A 19,104-nucleotide genomic window follows, 5' to 3' on the forward strand; every position below is an offset into this window, starting at 1 on the left:
TGCAAGATGAACAGAGCATTGATGATGGCAGGGCTGCTGACCCTGCCGCTGGCGGCACAGGCCGAAGAGGCATTTAGCAAGCAACTGACCCTCCCCTCCGGGCAGGTGATCCGGGTGGCGCAGGGGGCCGGTGAGCCAGCCTCCATCGGCAGCTATGACGTGCGGCTCTACTCGGGCCAGAACGCCCAATTTCCACTGGATGAGTTTCAGGATGGCAAGGTGATGGCTCGCAACGGCTTTATCCGGGAGCTGAAACTGATCGATTTGAATGGCGACAAGCAGCCCGAGCTGGTGGTCATCATAGAGAGCGCTGGCAGCGGCAGCTATCAGGATGCCGATGCCTACACCGTCAGCCCGCAAGGGGAGCTGGAAATCTTCAATCAGGTCAAGGAGCTGGAGCCCAAAGAGGATGTGGTCAAGGCGCTCAAAAGCCCGCAGGACTAAGCCCTCTCCCCGAATCTGAAATATAAAAAGCCCTGATGATCAGGGCTTTGTTGTTTCTGCTGTTGGCGTAACCAGCTCAGAGGCGGGTCGCCCGAATGGAGACCTGCGGCAGCGCCATCTCGTGCTGGGCCGCCACCAGTTGCAGCTCGTAAGCTCCCGCCAGCCAGGTGCGGGCCAGCACGGCATCCACGCTGGCGTTGGTAAGCTCAAACGCCGCTACCGGGGTACAACCGGCCAGCAGATTGGCCAGCATGGTGGCGCTCAGCAGATCCCCCACCCCGATGGGGTGGCGGGCAAAAGGGTAGAGTGGGCGGGAGAGGTGAAACGCGCCCTCCTCGCACACCAGCAACATCTCGAAGCGGTCCATGGCAAAACCGGCCTTGCCCAGATGCTTGACCATCACCAGCTTGACCCCTTGCGCGCGCAGCTGCTGGCACGCCTCGATGGCCTCCGGCACATTGCGGATATCGCGGCCGGTGAGCTGTTCCAGTTCCAGCAGATTGGGAGCCAGCATATCGGCGCAGGCCAGTGCCCTGGTTTTCAGAAAATCGGCGACGCCGGGTGCCACTATGCACCCCTTGTCGGGGTGACCCATCACGGGGTCACAAAAATAGAGGGCGGCCGGATTGAGCGCCTTGAGCCGGGCCACCGCCGCCAGGATCTCCTCCCCCTGTTCGGCCGAGCCGAGGTAGCCGCTCAAGATCGCATCGCACTCGGACAGCACACCGATCTCCGCCAGGCCGTTTACCAGCTGACGGATATGGCCGCCGGGCATCACCATCCCCTGCCAGCCTTCGCGGTATTGGGTGTGGTTGGAGAACTGCACCGTGTTCATCGGCCACACCTCGATCCCGAGGCGACGCATGGGAAAAACGGCGGCACTGTTGCCGGCACAGCCAAAGACTACGTGGGATTGAATGGAGAGCACTCGCTTCATGATTGGCGACTCACGCAATAAGAACAGGAATTCCGGAGGGAAAAACGGGCCTTGCGGCCCGTTGTTGTCACTTTCGACTGTTGTCACTGTCGATTAACGCAGCACCTTGACGGTGTAGCTGCCATCGGCCTGACGATAGAGGCCGTGGATGTCGGTCTCGAAGCCCGGGTAGTGGGCACCGATCTCGCACAGCATCTCGAGGAACTCGAGCACCGGCAGAGAATCCTGGGTCACCATCTCGCCCGGCAGTACCAACGGAACTCCCGGCGGGTACGGCAGGATCATGTTGGCGCTGATGCGGTCAACCATGTCACGCAGCGGCACTTCCACCACGTTGCCGGCCAGCTCTTGCTGCCATGCGGCGTGCGGAGTCATCTTCATCTCCGGCAGTACGTCGAACGCCTTGAACATCAGCTCCGGCAGACGGTACTTGCTGGTCAGCTCGTGAATGCGCTGCGCCAGCTCCTGAATGCGCATCCCTTCGTAGAAGCTCGGGTCTTCACGATAGAGGCTCGGCAGTATGTTCTTGATGGTCAGGTTCAGGTCATAACCACGTTTGAACTCGGTCAGGGCGCGCAACAGCTGCATCGCCTTGGACTGATCGATACCGATGGAGAAGAGGAACAGCATGTTGTAGGGGCCGGTCTTCTCGACCACGATGCCGCGCTCGTCCAGGAACTTGGAGACCAGTGAAGCAGGAATGCCCTTCTCCAGCAGTTGGCCGTCACGACCCATACCCGGGGTCAGCAGGGTGACCTTGATCGGATCCAGGTACATGTGGTTGTCATCGATGTCCTTGAAGCCGTGCCAGTCATCTTTCGGATCCAGCTTCCAGCACTCGACGGTGTCGATGTTGTCCGGCTGCCATACGTCGAAGAACCAGCCTTCGCTCTGATCACGCAGACGCTTGATCTCTTTGCGGAAGGAGATGGCGCGATCGATGGAGTCCTTGATCAGACGCTTGCCGGTGTTGCCACGCATCATGGCAGCAGAGATCTCGGTAGAGGCCACGATGCCGTACTGCGGCGAGGTGGAGGTGTGCATCATGAATGCTTCGTTGAAGGTCTCCTCCTCCACGTCCCCCTTGATGTGGATCATCGAGGCCTGGGAGAAGGCCGCCAGCAGCTTGTGGGTGGACTGGGTTTCGTAGAACACCTTGCCCGGCATCGCTTCACCGCTCATGCCGCACTTGCCTTCATAGATCGGGCTGAAGTTGGTGTAAGGCACCCAGGCACTGTCGAAGTGGATGTAAGGAGTATCCAGCGCTTCCTTGATGAAGCCGGTGTTGTAGAGCAGACCATCATAGGTGGAGTTGGTAACGACGGCGTAACGGGGAGCCTGGGCACCCGGTGTCGCGGCAACCTTGGCAGCTATGGTGTCGCGGCTGAATTCGCTCTGCGGGATACCACCCAGAATGCCGTAGGCGTTGCGGGTCGGACGGAAGTAGATCGGGGTCACGTCGTTCATCATCATCAGGTGAGTGAGCGACTTGTGGCAGTTACGGTCAACCAGCACTGTGCTGCCGGCTGGCGCGGAGTACATGCCGACGATCTTGTTGGCAGTGGAGGTGCCGTTGGTAACGATATAGGAGCGATCGGCGTTGAAGGTACGGGCGATGTACTCTTCGGCTTCCTTGTGCGGACCTGAGTGATCCAGCAGGGAGCCCAGCTCCGGCATGGAGATGGATACGTCAGCCTTGAACGCGTTCGGGCCGTAGAAGTCATAGAAGATGCTGCCGGCCGGGCTCATCTGGAAGGCGGTACCGCCCATGTGACCCGGAGTACAGAAGGTGTATTTACCCTCTTCCACGTACTTGAACAACGCCTTGGTGAACGGCGGCAGGATGGCGTCCTGATACTCCTGAGTAGCCTGACCCATCTTGAGGGCGATGTCGTCAGCCATGCCGAGACGGTACTCGAAGAAATGGACGTTCAGACGCAGGTCGGTCAGGTGAATGTCCAGGGTGGACTGGTCGTTGGCGAAGGCGAAGATCGGCAGCTTCTCGTTGCGATCGTGGATCTCCTTGCACAGACCCAGAGAGTATTTGTCCCAGTCGAAGATGGCGCCGCAAACGCGGGGGTTCTTCTCGATCAGTTTCAGCAGGTCTGCGACGTCGACCGGATAAACAACCTCGAAACCCTTGCGCTCGAGGGAGGCTTGCAGCTGGCGAATGGGTTCTTCTTTAAAGAAAACGCCCAGGTGGTTGAGGATGGCAATGATATTCATCGTAATGCTCCACACGTAAAGGGGCGCTCTCCATCAGGGATGGTGAGTGAAGAGCGCTCGGAAGATAAAAGGGGGAATTAGTTGCTGGGTTGTTCTTTCAGCAGGGCGTCGTGCTGACGCAGACCCTGTTTTTTGGCGTAGAACATCAGGATGATGAGCGACACCACGAAGGTAGCGGTGAGGTTGGAACCCTTGGCACCCATCAGGGCTACCAGACAGAAGACACAGGCCACACCGGAGAAGATCATGGCGCCGATGCTGCGGGAGGTCATGCCTTCAAAACGGATCAGGTTAATGCTGGAGTAGAAGTAGGGCAGCATGGTCAGCAGCACCGCATCTGTGGTCAGCACATTGAAGAGATCAGCAGCGTGAGCGGACTGGGAAGTGAAGGCGGTCAGGCCAACCATCAGGGCAGTCATCTTGAGGGAACCCAGGATCAGACCCTTCTTGGCCACGCCGTTCTTGTCCACTTCGCCGTAGATTTTCGGGAAGTTGCCGTCGTTGGCGGCACGCTTGCCCGCCTCGCCTACCAGCATCATCCAGGAACCGAGCGAGGTGAAGCAGGCCAGGGCGGTGAAGGCAGAGACGAACGGTGCAGACCAGCTACCGAAGATGGCGGAAGAGGCCATGGCAAACGGGGCGCCGGAAGCAGCCACTTCACCGGCCGGGAACATGCCGCTGATCACCTGGGTAGAGAGGATGTAGATAACACCCGCGATACCGGTACCCAGCATGGTGGCGAGCGGTACGGTACGCTTGGGATTCTTCACCATGCCGGAAGAGACCGCGGCGGATTCAACACCGACGAAAGACCAGAGGCAGATCAGCACGGCGCTGATGACCGCATGCAGGTCGCTGCCGCTGGTGGTGTTCCAGTTCTGGCTGTAGACGGTGGCATCAAAATGACCCCAACCCATCACCGCAGTACCGACAACCGGCAGCAGGATCAGCACCAGACCCAGAGTACAGAGTCGGCTCACCCAGCTACCGCCAAGCAGGTTGACGAAGGTGAAGATCCAGACGGCAGCGATGGTGGCTGCGGCGGCCGGAATGGGGCTGTTGAGAATGGGGAAGAAGACCGAGAGGTAGGAGACGCCGGTAATGGCGATGGCCAGGTTACCGATCCAGTTGGCGTGGTAATAAAGCACACCGGTCTGGAAACCGAACACCGGAGAGATCTCGCCAGCGTAAGCAATGGGGCCACCCTCTTGCGGGTTCTTGGTAGCAAGGCGGGCGAAGACAAAGGCGAGGCCCATGGCGCCTACCAGACAGATTGCCCAGCTAAAGACAGAGATGGAGCCGATGGTGGCTAGTGCCGAAGGCAGCAGTGCGATACCGCTCCCCATCATGTTGCCGGCCACCACACCTGTACAGGCGATAAGGCCAATCTTCTTGCTCGTATCGAGGGACATAAGATCTCCGGTTCTATAAAAGGTCGGGTCGTCACATACACATTTGGCGGAACGCCCCGCCAAAGAATGGGCACAGACTAGGCCTCTCATCCCCGGAAAACATAAAGACCAGCTAACGGATAAAAATATGAGGCAACTTTTTTCGCCGCCTCGTCACTTTTGATAAAAACCATTTAAAAACAGTAAATTGACATCACATCACACAGCCCTCTTGATAAAACCTTGATATCCGGCCAACCCGTTTTTGCCCCTTGATAACCCCCTTATCTCGCCGTCTTGATATTTTTGGTCAGATAAACCCGGGATAAAGCAGCGCCCATTGCGCCCCCTCCCCTTGTAACCATCCGAACGCCCAGCTGACCATCACCCTGAGTGGCCACTCACCTCCTGTTCGCCCCTCAGCTCGGCTCATCACAATCCAAACTCAGAGGTAAAGCGCAACGGCGATAACCGGTAAGCAATGAGAAATGGGTCGAGACAGACAGCTTATCCCGCAACCGACAATGAGCAGATGTCACAAGCTGCGTGCGCGGCGTGAAGCCGAACAAACGCGAGTGCAGCAAATGCCGCGTGCAAGACAAAGGCAGATAGTGGGGAACTGCGGGGGGATAAATCGGGCCGCACCAGAGCGACTATCCCCGGTGGCAAACAAGCAGGATTGAAACAAGCAGAAACAGCACAGGCCGCCCGAAGGCAGCCTGTGGATGAGGTCGGCAACCGCACCGACCGGGGGAAAACCAACACTGCGGTGTTAGAAGAGCTTCACCTTGCTCTGGCCCAGCGCATTGAACAGAGCCGGAGTGAGGCTCTCCATATTGCTGTAGAAACCGAGCTGCTGGCAGAGCAGATAGGTCTGCTCGGTCGCCTCCATCAGGAAGGCCTGACTGTAGGCATCCCCCGCCGCCTCGGGGCGACCATCCAGCTCCGCCAGCTTGCCCTGCAGTATGTAGTAGAGCACCGAGCGGCCGCGACTCGCCGCCTTCTCCAGCAGATAGTTGGCCTGCTGTTGCTGGCCGTTGAGGATCGCCTGCAGGGTCAACGCCTCCCACACCCGAGCAGGGAGAGCGCCGCTGTTTTGCACCACGCTGGCGAGATGGGTGCCAATCCCCTGCAGCCGCTCGCTCTCGGATTTGCCCGCCAGGGTGGCCAGCGCCTCGCCAGCCAGATAGCGCTCCGCCAACAGCAGCGGCTGATCCGGATGGGCAATCAACGCCTGCTCCAGCAGATCAATCCCACGCTTGAGGGCGACCGGATCCCGGCTGTTGATGTAGTACTGCGCCTCCATCATCGCCATCAGGGAGGCATCATCGGTCGGCCAGCCCATCCCCGGCTCGGCATCGGGTTGGTCGAGGGCGCGCAGCAGATCCTGGCTGCTCGCCTGCAACACACCGTGCACACTGTGGCGACTGAGCTGGTACTGATGGCTGAACAGCACCCGGTTGGTGTTGATATTGCGATACTCCAGATCGAGATAGGTGCCACGGGGCTGGCGGGTGACCCGCACACTCAGCTCCTTGCCGGGCATGATGCCCCCCATCAGAGTGGTGGCGCCGTACTGCACCCGCAGCGGCGTAGCCACGGCCACCTCCCCCATCAGGGCGCGGGTAATGCCATCGGCGAGGCGCACGTTCTCGTTGTTGTCATCCATGCCGGAGTGGAAGCGGAACACCAGCAGATTGGGATCCAGCATGGCATGCACCTGGGGGCTGGTGTGCTGGTAGCTGAGCATGCTGACAATGGCGATCAGCACGATGGCAACGAAGATATCGAAACTCACCATCTTCCAGCGGCTGCGGGCATCCTTGGCATGGGTGGAGATGGCGCGGGTCAGGGGCCCGGCGGGAAAAGGGGCGACATTGGGCTGTGCATCATCATCCTGAAGAGCCGCTGGCGGGCTCAGATCGGAGAGAGTCGGGTTGTCTGAGAGAGTGGTATTGACCGCGGGCTGCTCGTCCGCCATCACCACTGAAACCACCTGCAGCGGCCGCACCGGTGCCACCAGCTTGTAGCCGCGCTTGGGCACGGTGACGATATAGTCGGTCGCATCGGTGCGACCATCTTTGAGGATCTTGCGCAGTTCGAAGATGGACTGAGTCACCACCTGATCGGTCACCTCGGCGCCATCCCACACCTCGTTGATCAGGGCATCGCGGCCAAACACGGTGCCGGCATTATGGGCCAGAAACCGCAACAGATTGACCAGTCTGGGTTCGAGGTAGACCTCGCGGTCGGGGCGACACAACATGTTGTCGTCAACGCTCAGGGTCCAGTCGTGGATCTCAAAAACCGATTCGCTCATGATTCACTCGCTGCAGATGGTGACAATGCACGATGAGAGAGACGCAAAACCCGGGCTGACTGAACGGAACAAGGCGCTATCACCACAGGTGACAGATAAAAAGAGAACCGAAGCAATCACATCTCTGAGAGCCAGTCTGGCCAGGCCATCCTGTTTACGTCTGAAGGGCATCCTTGCGGGCATTCCGACCACCGGGATCGGAAGGGATCACTTTAAGCAAAACGGGAGCTGGATCCCACTTTTTTTGGCTATAAATCGCCGTTGAGTTGATCCGACACCGCACTTTTCGGCAAATAGCGTGCCAACTAGTATTCATATGAGCATCCAATATGCCGGAATCAAAAAGCCCTGAACATCAGGGCTTTCTCATTTCTTCGACCATCGGGGAGATGTTACTTCGCCACTGAGAGCGCATCCTGCTGACGACTACGGCGCAGATGACGCCGCCACAGCGAGAAGCAGCCGTAGCCAAGACTCAGCACCACTGCATAGAGCACCTGGGTGGCGAGCGCCACCAGCACCAGAGCGCAGAGCAGCACGCTTATCCCCGCCAGCCCCTTGCCCACCCCGCCGAGCAGACGCCAGCCCGCCGCCATGCAGAGCAGGTAGACCAGCACGAAGTTGCCGTTGGCGTAGCGGATCAGCTCATCGAGCGGCAGTCGCAACCAGATGATCAGGGTGATGCAGAGCAGGCAGATGGCGAGCACCAGACCTAGCGCCCGCAGCGGCGCGCCGCGCGCGGTGAGCACGGCCAGCGAGGGGGGCAGCTTGCCTTCCCGCGCCATGCTCCAGATCAGCCGGGCAAAGCCCTGAATGTAGATGTTGATGCTGGCAAAACAGGAGAGGTAGCCGAGCACCGCCACCAGCCACTTGGCGGTGGGGCCGAACAGCAGCGCCAGCAGGGAAGGGATAGCAGTGGCATTTTTCGCCTCATCGCCGTAGAGGCCGTATTTGAGCACCACCAGCGAGTGGATCCAGTAGATGAGCCCCGCCAGCAGTACCCCGCCAAGCAGGGCGATGGGGTAATCCCGCTCCGGCCGCTTGAACTCCTCCCCCATGTGGGCGAAGGCTTCCAGCCCGACGAAACACCAGAACATCACCGCCAGCGCGGTGGCCATAGGGGGCCACTCATCCGCGCTAGGCAATGGCCGGGCCGCATCGCGCCAGCTCACTTCTCCCTTGAACCAGATCAGCAGGGTCAGCCCCAGAATGGCGAGCGCAATCAGCAGTTGCAGATTGCCGGAGGAGCGCGCCCCGCGCAGCCCCAGCAGAAAGACCCCGAGCAGGGTGAGCAGCTGGATGGCCCAGAGGGTCCACTCCCCCATCTCGAACAGGGCATGCCAGAAGCCGGCGGCAATCATCAGGGCGGCAGGCAGGCCCACCGGCAGCACCGCCAGAAACAGGAAGGCGGAGAAGCGCTCGGCGCCGTTGCCAAAAGCGAGGCCGATCAGATGCGGCGCGCCGCCAGCATGGGGATAGCGACGGCCGAGGCGAGCGAAGGTAAAGGCGATGGGCAGCACCAGCGCAATCAGCAGCAACCAGGCCCAGAGCGAGGTCCCACCCGCCAGCGAGGCGGCGGTCGCCGGTACCACGAAGATCCCGGTGCCGAGCAGCGAGGTGGCGAGCAGCCCCATCCCCTGCAAGAGCCCGAGATCCTTTTTCAACCCAGACATATCCTTTTGTCCCGACTAGAAAAACATCCCGCCATGTTAGGCCTGCTCCGCCCCTTTGTTAAGCACGATGGTTAATCGCGGCTGCGAGAATATGCAGCCTTTTATTCGGGCTCGAGCCCAGCTTGCAGGGATTCGGCCAGAAAATCCCCCAACAGGGTGATCTTGAGTACCTGCCGCCGCGCCGCCGGATAGATGAAGTAGAGGGTCTTGGCCGGGCTCTGATAGTGGCCAAGCAGCGGCAGCAGACGCCCCGCAGCGATATGGTCACGCACCTGTTCGGCCGGCTGCAAGGTGATGCCAGCCCCCGAGAGCGCCGCCGTCAACAAGGCTGGCCAGTGATTGATGCGCAGGCGCGAGGCGACCCGCACCTCCTCGCTCTGGCCATCCTCACCGACAAACTGCCAGCGCTCGTGCTCGCCCCAGTTGCCGTGCAGACACTGGTGGCGAGCGAGATCGGCCGGATGACGGGGCACGCCGTGGCGATTGAGGTAGTCGGGGGCCGCGCAGAGGCGGTAGTGCTGGGTCAGCAGCGGACGGGCGATCAGCGCCTCATCCTGCGGGCGCAGGGTGCGGATGGCGGCGTCGAACCCCTCCTCCACCAGATCGACCCAGCGCGGGGTGAGCTGCAGATCCAGATCCAGCTTGGGGTAGCGGTCGAGAAAAGCGGGCAGCAGCGGCACCAGCCGGTGGTGGCCAAAGCTGAGGGGAGCTGCGATGCGCAGCCGTCCGGCCGGCTCGGCCAGCAGGTTCTGGGTGAGCGACTCGGTCAGTGCCAGCTCCTCCAGCACCCGCTGGCAGCGAGCCAAAAACAGCTGGCCCAGCTCGGTGAGAGTCTGCTGGCGGGTGGTCTTGTGAAACAGCTTGCCCCCCAGCCACTGCTCCAGCCCCAGCACATGCTTGCCCACCATCTGGGCGCTGATCCCCTCTTCGCTCGCCACCGCGCTGTAGGAGCCGAGATCCACTACCCGGGTGAAGATTCGCATGCTGGTCAATCGGTCCACAACCCCTCCTTTTTGCCCGTTTCAAGGCCGTTTGTCCCGCGACCAGGGCCCCGATTCACAACCAAAAGTTTAGTAAGAAATGGATTTTAGCCAATTTATTCAACTTTTAGTTACCAATACAGTGATGCCGTCCCTTCCCCACAGGATAAATTCCCATGAAAAGCACCTATCTGGCCGCATTACTGGTCGGTCTGCTGGCCAGCGGCGCCAGTCAGGCTGCCGAGAGCAGCTTTATCAGCAACCACGATCATGCCCCTGCCTCAGCAACTCAAGCCCGGCCCGATATCTTTCGGGTCAGCCTGCTCGGCACCGGCACTCCGGTACCCCAGATCAGTCGTGGCGGTTACAGCACTCTGGTCGAGGCGGGCAACCAGAAGCTGGTGTTCGATTTTGGCCGCAACTCCGCCACTCGCCTGTGGCAGCTGCATATCCCCATCGGCCGGGTCAACGCCTTCTTCCTCACCCACTTTCACTCCGACCACACCAACGGGCTGGCGGATCTCTGGCTGACCGGCTGGCTGCAACCGGCCTATGGCCAGCGCCACGCGCCGATGGAACTCTACGGCCCCAAAGGCACCACAGCTCTCGCCCGTGGCTTGCAGCAGGCCTACGCCACCGACATCGCCACCCGGGTCAAGGATGAGGGTACGCCGCTGGATGGGGTGGAGATCAACAGCCACGAGGTTACCGCCGGGGTGGTCTACAACCATGACGGGGTCAAGGTAACCGCCTTTGACAACGACCACGGGGTCAACATCAAGCCGTCATTCGGCTATCGCATCGACTATCACGGCCATAGCGTGGTGCTCTCCGGCGATACCCGCTACAGCCCCGAAGTGGTGAAGCAGGCCAAAGGGGCCGATCTGCTGGTGCACTGCGTCTCCATGACCTCTGCCGAGCAGATGAAGGCCAACCCCGGCTACAAGGCGATCGCCGGTCACCTCGCCTCCCCTGAGCAGGCGGCCCGGGTAATGAACGAAGCCAAACCGGCGCTGACCGTGTTCAGCCATATCGGCCTCAACGGCAAGATCAGGGTCAAAGATCTGGCGCAGGATCTGCGCGCCCGCTACTCGGGCCCCTTTGTCATCGGCAACGACCTGATGCAGATTGATCTGCCTACCACGGCCTCCGGCAAGGGCTATGCCCTCTGGCAGTCGGAGAATATCGACAATGCCCAATCCTGAATCCCGGCCATAAAAAAACCGCCTCTTGCGAGGCGGCTTCTTCATTCAACTTGGTAACCTGAGTTATCAGGCAATCAGCTTGTAGATGATACCGGACATGGCGATCAGGCCGATGATGGTCACGAAACCGTTGCTGATGTTGCCAGCGTATTTGCGCATGGCCGGAACCTTGGTGATGGCGTACATCGGCATCAGGAACAGCAGCATTGCGATGATCGGGCCGCCCAGGTCTTCAATCATGCCGAGGATGCTCGGGTTGATGGTAGCGATGGCCCAGGTGGTCAGGATCATGAACACGGCAGTGACTTTGTTCAGTTGCTTGGTGTCAACGTTCTTGCCCTTCTCGCGCAGCGCCTTGGCCATCAGGCCGTTCATGCCTTCTTGCGCACCCAGGTAGTGCCCCAGGAAGGATTTGCTGATGGCAACCATGGCGATCAGCGGAGCCACAGTACCGATAACCGGGTTATCGAAGTGGTTGGCCAGGTAGGACAGGATGGAGATGTTCTGTTCTTTGGCAGCAGCCAGGTCAGCCGGGGAGAGGCTCAGTACGCAGCTGAATACGAAGAACATAACGGTCATCACCATCATGACGTGGGCGCCCAGCAGGATGTTGCTGCACTTCTTCTCGGCACCTTCACCGTAACGACCTTTGTTGTCCACCGCGAAGGAGGAGATGATCGGGGAGTGGTTGAAGGAGAACACCATTACCGGGATAGCCAGCCACAGGGTCTTGATGAAGTCACCGTTGAAGGCGTCGGACAGGGCCGGAGCTTCAGTGATGATGGCACCGTTCCAGTGCGGGATCAGGTAGAACGCCAGACCCATCAGGGTGAGCACGAACGGGAATACCAGCACGCTCATCGCTTTGACGATAACCTGGCCGCCCAGACGAACAACCGCCATCAGACCGAGGATCAGGGCCAGTGACAGAACGGCACGGGGAGGTGCAGACATGCCCAGCTGGTGAACAATCACGCTCTCGACGGTGTTGGTGATGGCGACTGAATACATCAGCACGATCGGGTAGATGGCAAAGAAGTAGAGCAGGGTGATGAATTTGCCTGCGGTCTTGCCGAAGTGCTCTTCTACTACTTCAGTGATGTCGCCATCACGGGTAGAGCCGGACAGCACGAAGCGGGTCAGACCACGGTGAGCAAAGAAAGTCAGCGGCAGCGCCAGGATCAACATGGCAACCAGCGGCCACAGGCCACCTACACCGGCGTTGATTGGCAGGAAGAGCACACCGGCACCGATCGCGGTACCGTACAGACCCAGCATCCAGACCACATCGGCCTTGTTGACGCCGCGGGAGGTGTTGCTGGCTAAACGACCATCAGCTGCAATATTCATGTCAGACATACGTTGTTCCTGTCATCTAGGAAAATGGGATTCTTGTTTGGTCGGGCCTTGGCCCGGTTCCATCTCCCTGGAACGCCTGCTGTCCGTCCTTGATATTAACCTCTCGCCCCCCGGCAACCTGGCCATCACTCCTTGTGACAACAGGATTGCAACAAACAACAGTGCGAGATTTTGACCCTGAGGGTCGGCGCCCGTCTCACTTAACAACCGATTAACGTGCGCCACTCTTGATGGGCTGACTTTAATTAAATGCCCTTATTAATCACAGCGTTTTTTTGAATTAATCAACCAAAGTTTGATTTTGGTCGCCTTTCGGACGACCAAGATCACACTCAAAGCGCCTTATTGTGAGTTTTTTTTAACAATTCAACTTAGTTTCACTGGAATCAATGGCCTGCGAGCAGCTACATATTTGCAACAAGCAACCCATTTAGCGCGGATTGTGTGCAGCACGGCCTTGGCGTACCCTTGTGACTCACGCCTTTTTGTTGATTGATGATGACCATTACCCGTACCGATCTCGCCGAACTGGCGGTGTTTGCCGCCGTCGCCCGTCACCGCAGTTTCAGCAAGGCAGCCCTCGAACTCGGGGTCTCCGCCTCCGCACTCAGCCATAGCCTGAAGGGGCTGGAAGCCCGTCTGGGGGTGCGGCTGCTCAACCGCAGCACCCGCGCCGTGGTGCCGACCGAAGCGGGCCAGCGGCTGCTCAAGCAGCTGCTCCCCACCCTCAATACTCTTGAAGAGGCGCTTTGCGAGCTAGCCCGCAACAGCGATGAACCGGTGGGTCGACTCAAACTCTGCGCCCCCCGCGGCGCCATCGACAGCCTGCTGGCACCTGTGCTGATCGACTATCTGGCCCGTTATCCGCGGATGCAGGTGGAGGTGGTGGAGCAGGAGCTGATGCCCCGGCTGATTGAAGATGGTTACGATGCCGCGCTCTTTTATGGCGATCTGCTGCCCAAGGAGATGATCGGCATCCCCCTCGGCCCGCCCCAGCGTTATCTGGTGGTGGGCTCCCCGGCCTATCTGGCGGAGCACGGTACGCCGGAGCACCCGAGCGAGCTGAGCCGCCACGCCTGCATCGGCTATCGCCTCACTCCGCACCATCACTATCGCTGGGCCTTTGCCGCCGACGGCACCATGCTGGAGATCGAAGTAACCGGGCCGCTCACCACCAGCACCCCGGCCCTCTATCTGGGCGCCGCCGAGGCTGGGTTGGGGCTCGCCTACTGTCTGGAAGAGGAGGTGAGCCAAAAGGTCGCGGAGGGGAAACTGCTCACCGTGCTGGAGCCCTGGTGCCCTACCTTTGCCGGCTTTTACCTCTTCTATCCCAGTCGGCATCAACTGGGCAGCGGGCTGCGCATCCTGATCGACATGCTCAAGGCCCACTACCAAAACCCCGGATTAGTGAGTAATACTCAGCAATTCATCAAGTGAAACCCTGATTATCACCAAATTAGTATTAATCTAGACTAGCTGTTCGATAATCGAACTCCCCGAGAGAACAGATATGTCTGCCTATTTAACACTGCGGCAACGGGCCATGACCCGTCGCTTCTGGGCTTACGCCCTCCCCTCCATTCTTGCCATGCTGGTCTCGGGGGCCTACTACCTCATCGACGGCATCTTCGTCGGCCACTATGTCGGCGCCGCTGGCCTCGCCGGGATCAACCTGGTCTATCCGGTCATCATGGTGCTGATCGGCCTGGCCGCCATGATCAGCATGGGGGCGGCCACCGCCATCTCCTTCCAGCAGGGGGCGAAAAACGACACGCTGGCCCGTCAGGCGCTGGTCAACGCCCTCTGGCTGCTGGCCGGTCTCGGGGTAGTTGCGCCGGGGCTGCTCTATTACACCCACACCGATATCCTGCTGGGGCTGGGAATTGAACAGGGCACCGAGACCTGGAAACAGGCGAGTGACTACCTCACCTGGATTGGCGGCGGTACCCTGCTGCTGGCCAGTAATCTGGCGGTGCCCTATCTGCTGCGCAACGATGGCCGCCCGAAACTGGCCATGGTGCTGGTGAGCAGCGGCGCCGTGCTCAACATCATCCTCAACTACATCATGGTGGGTCGGCTGGGGCTGGGATTGATCGGTACCGCGCAAGCCACCCTGATGGCAGAGGGTGCGGTGAGCCTGATCGGCCTTGGCTACTTCTTTACCCCCTGGGCGCGGCTGCGCCTCAGCTGGCGGGATCTGGTGCCCAACCTCCCCGCCATGCCGCACCTGCTCTTTACCGGTCTGCCGAGCCTGATTGCCCAGTTCAACCTCGGCCTGCTCTTGATGCTGCACAACAGCCAGCTGATGGTGTATGGCAATGTGAAGGATCTGGCGGGTTTTACCGTGGCCGGTTACACCGAAGCTGTCTTTATCGTCATCCTGCAGGGGCTCGCCTTCGGCATTCAGCCGCTCATCAGCAAGGCGGCGGGGGCCAAGCGCCACCGCAACCTCAAGTACCTGATGGAGATGGGGCTCAAGTTCACCTTTATCTACGGCATGCTGGTGTGGCTCACCATCCAGTTGCTGCCGGGACAGGTCGCCATGCTCTATACCGGCGACAAGGATCCCGAACTGCTGGCCGCCGCCATCAGCAGCCTGACCCTCAACCTCGGCGCCATTCCGCTGGAGGGGATCATCATGTTCGGCATCGTGCTGCTGCAATCCATGGCGCGTACCCGTCAGGCGCTGGTCATCTCCATCGCCAAAACCCTGTTGCTGCTGCCGCTCATCTTCCTGCTGCCGCAACTGTGGGGGCGTGATGGGGTGCTGATGGCCCAGCCCGCGACCGTGCTGTTGCTCACCCTGCCGCTCTGCTGGCTGCTGTGGCGCGAGTGGCTGCGCCTGAAGATGGCCTGCGCGCCAAAAAACAAGCGTCGCCCGCAACCGGCCCGCGCACGCGCCGCCGTCCAGCTGGCCCGTTAAGGCCACCCATCCCGCAAAATAATAAAAAACCGGCATCCATTGATGCCGGTTTCTGCTATATGGGCTGGTCTGCCTGCCCTTACACGAGGATTCAGGCCAGCACTGCTGCCCACACTATGCCAATACTTCTGGCCTGAGCTGGGCCATCAGCCCCGGGTTGTCGGAGTAATCCACCGGGATCGCCACCACAGCAGGCCCCTCCACCGCCAGTGCGGCCCGCAGGGTGGCGCGCAGCTCATCGGCCGAACGCACCGCGAAACCGGCCGCCCCGAACGATTCGGCATAGCGTTTGAAGTCGATGGGGCCAAAAGATACGCCGGAGGTGCGGCAATACTTCTGCTGCTCCTGCATCGCGACCATGTTGTAGCCGTTATCGACCCAGATGATGTGAACGATATTGCTCTTGAGCCGCACCGCCGTCTCCAGCTCCATGCTCGACTGCATAAAGCTGCCATCCCCCGATACCGAGATCACCTTCTCACCCGGCCGCACCAGCGCCGCACCGATGGCCCACGGCAGTGCCACCCCCATGGTCTGCTGACCGTTGGAGATCAACACCTGACGAGCGCGGAAGCTGTAGAGGTAGCGGGCAATCCAGATATGGAAGCTGCCCATGTCGACGCAGAGGGTCATGTCGTCGCGTACCAGATCCTGCAGCTCGCGCACGATACGCAAGGGGTGAACCGGATTGCCGTGCAGATCGTCGGCCCGCATCGCCAGTCGCAGCCGCTGCTGGCGAACCCCTTGCAGCAGCCGATCCACCTCGGGGGGGCGGATTTTCGGATTGCCCATGATGCGGGTCAGCTGCAACAGGTTGGCGCGGATCGACCCCACCAGCTCGGCGGTCGGGCAGTAGCTGCTGTCGATATCGGCAGGCAGCACGTCGATATGGAGGATGCGCCGCTCCCGGTCGCCATTCCACAACACGGGGTCGTACTCGATGGGGCTGTAGCCGATGCAGATCACCAGATCGGCCCCTGCCAGCAGCTGATCCCCCGGCTGGTTGTTAAAGAGCCCCACCCGTCCGGCAAAGTCATCGAAGTGGCAACTGTCCACCACCCCGGCCGCCTGATAGGTACCGGTCACCGGCAGCCGCGCCTTGTCGAGGAAGGCGCGCACTGCCTCGGCATTTTCCGGCCGGCTCGCCATCAGGCCGAGCAGTACCACCGGATTCTCGGCGTTGCGCAGCAGGGTCAATGCCTGCTCCATATTCTGTTCGTCGGCGCAGCCCGGCTCCGGCACCTCCCGGGGCACCAGCACATTGCCCTGCACCGGCTTGTTGATGATGTCCATCGGGAGGCTGACAAACGCCGCCCCCGGCCGTCCCAGCTCGGCGGCGCGAAAGGCGTTGGCCATCACTTCCGAAATTGCCGTCCCGCTGTTGACCTGGGCGCTGAACTTGGTGACCGGACGGCAGAGGTTGACCGTATCCATGCTCTGGTGGGTGAGCTTGAGACCATCGGCACGGCGCACGGCGCCGCCCAGCGCCACCATGGGGTCCCCCTCCGAGGTGGCAGTCGCCAACCCGGTAATGAGGTTGGAGCAGCCGGGGCCCGAGGTGACCAGCGCCACCCCCGCCTTGCCGGTCAGGCGCCCCACGGCGGCCGCCATAAAGGCGGCATTCGCCTCGTGGCGTACCACTATGGTCTCGATGGGGAAGTCCTCCAGCGCATCGAACACCCGGTCAATCTTGGCCCCCGGGATCCCGAACACCTGCTTGACCCCTTGCGCCTCCAGATGACGAACCACCAGCTCGGCACCGCACTTCCACTGTCTGTTTTCCATGATATTGCTCCTTGTCTATCAGCCTTCGGCGGCCTGAATGGCGCGATCGAGATCGGCGGGGTTGAGGTCGGCCTGCCGGAAAGCGGGATCCGATGGCAGGGCCAGATTGAGGTGACGCACCACAGAAAGTCGCAGGGTGCCGTGGGCCATGGTGTAGTCGAGCAGATGACCGCCCCCCTTGCGATCGGCGGTGATCATATGCTCGTGAAAGCCCGCCACATTGACCCCCTGCACGAACGGCGGGCAGCGAAATCCCACCAGGGTTCCCGCCACCGCGGCAAAACGGAACAGCGGCTGCTGCTCGATGGCCTCCAGCATGGGGCGATAGGGCGGCTCCTGACGCGGCACGGTACGTACCTTGGCCGTTTCAAACTGGCCGTCGAGGCGCAGGGCGACGAAGACGTTGTCGGATCCCACCAGCCGATCCACCCACTGGTGGATCTCGTCACGGCTCAGGGGGTGGTCGAAGCGACGCTCCAGACAGGGGCGAAAATGGGTCATCACCGCGAAGGGGGTCTTCTGATCGGCGCGGGCAGGACGGGCCGAGCCATCGGAGCGCAACTGGTGGATCTGGCGCTCGAAGGCGATCAGCTCGCCATCGAGGTGATTGAAGGTGCCAAGGCCAAAGTCGCCGTGGCGCAGCAGCTCGCTCATGGTGGTCTCCCCTTCGTAGACCCCTGCCAGCAGGGCGCTCATCAGGGAACTCTGGTAGATCTCACCACCGTCATGCTGCCTGCGCCAGCGGGAAAACTGCTGGCTCACTTCGAGGGCACAGCTGCACCCGGCACTGTCAGATGTTGCAATATGTTCCATTCGGGTTTCACCTCCACCGTGAATCCTGTTAGCGTTCGGATCCAATGGTGACTTGGTTCACATTTCAACACCAATACGCTGATCCCATGACTTTGAGACTCAATCGATATGGAACTTCGTACGCTCCGCTACTTCATGGCCGTTGTTGAAAAGCAGAATTTCACCCGCGCAGCCGAATCACTCAACATGGCCCAGCCGCCGCTGAGCCAGCAGATCCGCAAGCTGGAAGAGACCCTGGGCACCCCGCTGCTGCGCCGTTTGACCCGCAGTGTCGAGCTGACCGAGGCGGGCGAAAGCCTCTATCGGGATGCGGCGCAGATCCTGGCGCTGGCCGATGCGGCAAAACTTAAGGTGAAACGGATTGCCCGGGGCGAGCAGGGGGCGCTGCGGATCGGCTTTGCCGGGTCCACCGTGCTCCACCCCGCGGTGCTGACCCTGCTGCACGACTATCGGGAGCGCTACCCCGAGGTGGCCCTCAGCCCGCAGGAGGGCACCATGCCGGCACTGGTGGAGGCGCTGCGCAACGATCGGCTGGACGCCGCCATCTTGCGGCTGCCCTGCCGGGGTAGCGAGGGCTTTGCCCATCACCTTATCGAGCAGGAGCCGCTGCTGATCGCCCTGCCGACCAGCCACCCCAAAGCCAAGCCGGGCCCCTTGTCACTGGCCAGCCTGAAGGATGAGAGTTTTATTCTGTTTCCCCACGCCATCGGGCCCGGGCTCTATGACGGCATCGTGGGTCTCTGCCGGGAGGCCGGCTTCGAGCCGATACTGGGGCCCGAATGCCCGCAGGTGATCTCTACCGTCGGCATGGTGCAGGCGGGCTTTGGCGTGACTCTGGTGCCCAGCTCGGTGGCGGCGCTGCGCCCGCTCGGGGTCAGTTATCACCCCATCGCCGGCAACGGCATGATGACCAGTATCAGTCTGGCGACACGGCCACACCCAAGCAGTGCCGTGTTGCGGCACTTTATCGCCCAGATCCGTGCAGCCCAGATACGACAAGACCTCCCGAAGGAGGCCCTGTTAAACAAGCTTGAACCGGCCTGATGCG

General features: G+C 60.8%; 14 protein-coding genes. 5 read left to right on the forward strand and 9 right to left on the reverse strand.

Annotated features, from left to right (window positions below; translation table 11 throughout):
* The first annotated feature begins 6 nt into the window (after nucleotides 1-6).
* Entirely contained in the window at nucleotides 7-444 is a 438-nt protein-coding gene (locus tag G5179_RS05540) for a PliI family lysozyme inhibitor of I-type lysozyme (RefSeq protein WP_421205201.1), read from the forward strand.
* A 76-nt stretch (nucleotides 445-520) separates the two neighbouring features.
* On the opposite strand, the gene pdxY is transcribed toward G5179_RS05540, so the two are convergent.
* From pdxY to G5179_RS05570, 6 genes are all read right to left on the reverse strand, one after another.
* Nucleotides 521-1,381, reverse strand: a complete 861-nt coding sequence (pdxY, locus tag G5179_RS05545) for a pyridoxal kinase PdxY (RefSeq protein ID WP_421205199.1) — start codon at nucleotides 1,379-1,381, stop codon at nucleotides 521-523.
* Nucleotides 1,382-1,474: 93 nt separating this feature from the next.
* Entirely contained in the window at nucleotides 1,475-3,607 is a 2,133-nt protein-coding gene (locus G5179_RS05550) for a lysine decarboxylase CadA (RefSeq protein WP_042055201.1), read from the reverse strand.
* Between the two features lie 77 nt (nucleotides 3,608-3,684).
* Entirely contained in the window at nucleotides 3,685-5,019 is a 1,335-nt protein-coding gene (cadB, locus tag G5179_RS05555) for a cadaverine/lysine antiporter (protein ID WP_216948159.1), read from the reverse strand.
* A gap of 751 nt (nucleotides 5,020-5,770) precedes the next feature.
* The gene (cadC, locus tag G5179_RS05560; RefSeq protein ID WP_421202757.1) at nucleotides 5,771-7,318 is read right to left on the reverse strand and encodes a lysine decarboxylation/transport transcriptional activator CadC; all 1,548 of its coding nucleotides are present in this window, start codon (nucleotides 7,316-7,318) and stop codon (nucleotides 5,771-5,773) included.
* A gap of 392 nt (nucleotides 7,319-7,710) precedes the next feature.
* Nucleotides 7,711-8,991 carry an L-methionine/branched-chain amino acid transporter gene (gene yjeH, locus G5179_RS05565; protein WP_421258023.1) on the reverse strand — a complete coding sequence of 427 codons (1,281 nt, stop codon included), beginning with the start codon at nucleotides 8,989-8,991 and terminating at the stop codon, nucleotides 7,711-7,713.
* Between the two features lie 101 nt (nucleotides 8,992-9,092).
* Entirely contained in the window at nucleotides 9,093-9,992 is a 900-nt protein-coding gene (locus G5179_RS05570) for a LysR family transcriptional regulator (RefSeq protein ID WP_421258024.1), read from the reverse strand.
* 155 nt (nucleotides 9,993-10,147) lie between these two features.
* On the opposite strand from G5179_RS05570, the gene G5179_RS05575 reads away from it, so the two are divergent.
* A complete protein-coding gene (locus G5179_RS05575; RefSeq protein ID WP_216949498.1) occupies nucleotides 10,148-11,176 on the forward strand; it encodes an MBL fold metallo-hydrolase in 1,029 nt (342 codons plus the stop codon).
* A 66-nt stretch (nucleotides 11,177-11,242) separates the two neighbouring features.
* Here G5179_RS05575 and G5179_RS05580 read toward each other — a convergent pair whose 3' ends face one another.
* Nucleotides 11,243-12,535 carry an HAAAP family serine/threonine permease gene (locus tag G5179_RS05580; protein WP_005338498.1) on the reverse strand — a complete coding sequence of 431 codons (1,293 nt, stop codon included), beginning with the start codon at nucleotides 12,533-12,535 and terminating at the stop codon, nucleotides 11,243-11,245.
* 498 nt (nucleotides 12,536-13,033) lie between these two features.
* On the opposite strand from G5179_RS05580, the gene G5179_RS05585 reads away from it, so the two are divergent.
* Both G5179_RS05585 and G5179_RS05590 read left to right on the forward strand, forming a co-directional pair.
* On the forward strand, nucleotides 13,034-13,972 hold the full coding sequence (locus G5179_RS05585; RefSeq protein ID WP_042055187.1) for a LysR family transcriptional regulator: 939 nt from the start codon (nucleotides 13,034-13,036) through the stop codon (nucleotides 13,970-13,972).
* A gap of 73 nt (nucleotides 13,973-14,045) precedes the next feature.
* The gene (locus G5179_RS05590) at nucleotides 14,046-15,458 is read left to right on the forward strand and encodes an MATE family efflux transporter (protein ID WP_421258025.1); all 1,413 of its coding nucleotides are present in this window, start codon (nucleotides 14,046-14,048) and stop codon (nucleotides 15,456-15,458) included.
* Nucleotides 15,459-15,572: 114 nt separating this feature from the next.
* Here the strand turns inward: G5179_RS05590 and alsS are convergent, their stop codons facing one another.
* Nucleotides 15,573-17,243: an acetolactate synthase AlsS gene (alsS, locus tag G5179_RS05595; protein WP_421258026.1), complete on the reverse strand. Its 1,671-nt coding sequence runs from the start codon at nucleotides 17,241-17,243 to the stop codon at nucleotides 15,573-15,575.
* 18 nt (nucleotides 17,244-17,261) lie between these two features.
* Complete coding sequence (gene budA / locus G5179_RS05600; RefSeq protein ID WP_005338506.1) at nucleotides 17,262-18,056, reverse strand: acetolactate decarboxylase; 795 nt, start codon at nucleotides 18,054-18,056, stop codon at nucleotides 17,262-17,264.
* Between the two features lie 108 nt (nucleotides 18,057-18,164).
* On the opposite strand from budA, the gene G5179_RS05605 reads away from it, so the two are divergent.
* Nucleotides 18,165-19,100 carry a LysR family transcriptional regulator gene (locus G5179_RS05605; RefSeq protein WP_421258027.1) on the forward strand — a complete coding sequence of 312 codons (936 nt, stop codon included), beginning with the start codon at nucleotides 18,165-18,167 and terminating at the stop codon, nucleotides 19,098-19,100.
* Nucleotides 19,101-19,104: the final 4 nt, after the last annotated feature.

The sequence above is a fragment of the Aeromonas sp. 600886 genome (genome assembly GCF_049174935.1).
Lineage (GTDB): Bacteria > Pseudomonadota > Gammaproteobacteria > Enterobacterales > Aeromonadaceae > Aeromonas > Aeromonas veronii_A.